Origin of the sequence: Methylibium sp. (genome assembly GCF_013817345.1) — a bacterium.
GTDB lineage: Bacteria > Pseudomonadota > Gammaproteobacteria > Burkholderiales > Burkholderiaceae_C > Methylibium.
In genome coordinates, this window is sequence record NZ_JACDCW010000195.1 from 1 (window position 1) to 2,941 (window position 2,941).

The 2,941-nt window shown below is 62.0% G+C and carries 2 protein-coding genes; both read right to left on the reverse strand.

The annotated features are described in order from the left end of the window. Positions 1 to 160: 160 nt before the first annotated feature. On the reverse strand, positions 161 to 1,195 hold the full coding sequence (locus tag H0W40_RS19815) for an IS110 family transposase (RefSeq protein WP_292449633.1): 1,035 nt from the start codon (positions 1,193 to 1,195) through the stop codon (positions 161 to 163). A 215-nt stretch (positions 1,196 to 1,410) separates the two neighbouring features. Continuing rightward, a complete protein-coding gene (locus tag H0W40_RS19820; RefSeq protein ID WP_292449635.1) occupies positions 1,411 to 1,881 on the reverse strand; it encodes an Lrp/AsnC family transcriptional regulator in 471 nt (156 codons plus the stop codon). Positions 1,882 to 2,941: the final 1,060 nt, after the last annotated feature.

The following is a 2,941-nucleotide window of genomic DNA, read 5'->3' on the forward strand; positions in this document are numbered from 1 at the left end:
TCATACGGTCAGAGGAAGCGGTGAGCCCATCTTTGGGGCGTAGTCTGTAGAACGAGTTCTGCAGCTACTGCGGACATTGCGGCTTCACCAACTTCACCGTCCCAGCGGTGGGACTACGGGTCGGCCTTGCTGGCCGGCCCGATCTCTTAAGCTCTCCTCCTCATGCCATGGCGCTGGCCTCGTTGGTCCAGCGGAAGCTGGTGCCATCGACCCACATGCGGTGGAGGATGACAGCGAGCTTGCGCGCCAGCGCAACCCGCGCCTTCTTTGTGCCGCGCCGCCTGGCCACGCCAAGTGCCCAGCTCTTCAACGGCGACATGCGCACCGTGCGGGTGAGCATCACGCTGGCGGCTTCGTAGAGCGCGGTCCGCACCATGCGATCGCCGACCTTGCTGATCGAGCCGGTCACATCGATCTCGCCGGACTGATACTTGCGGGGCGTGAGGCCAAAGTGAGGCCCGACATCGCGCGAGCGCCGGAAGCGCATCGGGTCATCCACTCCGCTCCTGAAGGTGATGGCGACCACTGCGCCGACGCCAGGCACGCTCATCAGCTGCCGACAGACAGGATCAGCACGCACGAGAGCCAGCAGCGCTCGGTGAAGACGCGCAAACTCAGCCTGCAAGGCGGCGCGGGCCGTGAGCATCGAGCCGATGACCGTCTCGAGCATGGCCTGGCCTTCAACAAGGCAACGGATCCGCGCCTCGAACCTGCCGCGGCTGATCGTGCCGACCTTGAGGCCAAAGCCACGCAGCACCCCTCGAATGCCGCTCTCGATGTCGAGCAGCTTGCCTTGGATGAGCTTGCGGGCGGTGAGCAGCGAGCGCACTTCCTGCGCGCTTGCAGACTTGGCGTGCACCGGCCGATACCAGCCAAGGCGCAGCAGCTGCGCAATGCCGCGCGCATCACGCCGGTCGGTCTTCACCGTCATTGCCGACAAGGCCGCCTTGACGTGCCGCGTCTCGAGCAGCACCGCCTCGAAGCCGGCGGCAACCAGTCCGGCATGGAGCCATTGCGACAGCGGCCCTGCCTCAAGCCCGACCCTGCCAAGCTCCAGCCCCTCACCACGCAAGAAACGGATCAAGGCTTCTGGCTCGCTCGCAACCTTCGCTTCACGAACCACCTGGCCTTGCGTGTCCACCACGCACACGCTGGTCTGTTCCAGCGACACGTCCAATCCGGCATAATACTCCATGGCTGTCCTCCATCAGGCTGCGGGGCTCTGGCACCACACCTGAAACCCCGTCACTCCATCATGATCGGGGGACAGCCACTCCTCCAGACGAACTGGAAGCGCGGCCCATTACCGTATCTTTGGGTCGGAAGCGGACATTAGCCCGGCGACTCTGCATGAAAAGATCTACACCTCAGTCAGGATAAAAGAAGGCGTCTAATTTACTTCGACACTGCTCAGTCGCGCTCTGATAGCTCAATGAAAGGCGCGAATTTAAATTCCTGTTTGACGACGCTAGTTTCGTACCGGCGGACAGTCGCGTCGGCGACTAGCACCGCTTCGACGACCTCATTGAACTCGGCCATGCTGATGCAGTCGAATAGCAGGAGCAAGTCGTGAACTCCTGCGAGCTCGTAACAGAATTGAACCTGCAGCGCCTGATCGATGCGCTTCAAAAGTGCCGTCTTGCCGCGCTGGTTGGCGTGCTCGCTGAGCTGCACCAACACAATCGCCCGCAAACGCCGTTCGGTCAGGCGCGGCGATAGAAGGGCTATGGTCCGACTGATCCATCCGTCGCCCCGTAACCTGCGTAGGCGACGTGCGATTGCAGAGGGCGAAAGCGCAACGTGGCGAGCAAGAGCATCGCTGGTCTGAGAGTCGTTCCGCTGGACGAGATTCAGCAGCGCGAGGTCAAAACGGTCAAGCATCGCGCATCCGTGCCAGAATTTGGCATTCAGTGCAGCAAGTTTGCGCGAACAGAGCGGCTTATCGCTTTAGTGTCTCACACAGAGAATACAGCGGAGATCTGTGATGCGCGCGCCCTTGCTTGCCTCGGTTACCTCGACCGTAGCCGCCTCGCTTGTTGCGCAACCCGCCAAGTCGCAATCTCTCACCTTGAGCCCGCAGGGTTGCCGGGGCGTCGGTAATCGGCCGTCACGGCGTCAATCTGACAAGCCGCACAAGGAAGATTCTGCGGACAAGAACCGGCGCAAAAACGAGGAAGGCGGGCCGACGCAAGTAGCTAAGCTGAAGCCTGGGCTTTTTTGATGTCCGCAATGGGTGGAAAGCGGACATCCACAGGTTAGTTGCGGGAGACCGGCTCGCGGCCTAGGTCCGCTATCGCCAAGGAGGACCTTTTTGTGTCTCGTCGAACTGGGATTTTGATTGCGGCGGCCTCCCTGCTTGCCGCCTGCGCCACCACCGATCCCGGCTGGACTGGTTCGGGAGCGCAGCCGTTCGATCAGGCACTATCGCAGTGTCGCGCGCAGGTAGCGACGGTTACGGGCGAGCAAGAGCGCCAGATCGCGCTGTATCACTGCATGGCCGAAAAGGGTTGGAGGCGCCGTTAGTCGCCGGCCGCCAGAAACCTAGTCGCACCGCGAACACTTCGCTCACTGAGGCGCTAAATTGTCGCTCGGGACATTGCGAAGCGATCTTATGTGAAATGCGGTTCGATCCCGCGCGCGATCGGCGGAGGTTTGTGTAAATGCGGCGCGTCCGAGCGAACCGGTAGCCCCTGCACGGCGCGCAGGCGATGCAGTCGGCGTCGAATCAAGCCCGCTCGCATCACCCCGTACTGTTCCCCCTCTTCAGCTTGCGCCTTGGTGAGACAGCGGCTCCAAAGATGGGTTCACCGCTTCCGCTGACCGCGTGATGTGGCGCTCCTCGCTGATCACGGACAGAGGCAATCAACCAACGGCTAGACAGACGGGCGGCTGACACAGGGACCCAGTACAGAAGCGGACATTGGCGGCGAGCGACCTGTGC

Bases quoted from the DNA above. Each gene is read 5' to 3' on its own strand.
- H0W40_RS19815 (WP_292449633.1), bottom strand. From the start codon at position 1,195: ATGGAGTATTATGCCGGATTGGACGTGTCGCTGGAACAGACCAGCGTG.
- H0W40_RS19820 (WP_292449635.1), bottom strand. From the start codon at position 1,881: ATGCTTGACCGTTTTGACCTCGCGCTGCTGAATCTCGTCCAGCGGAAC.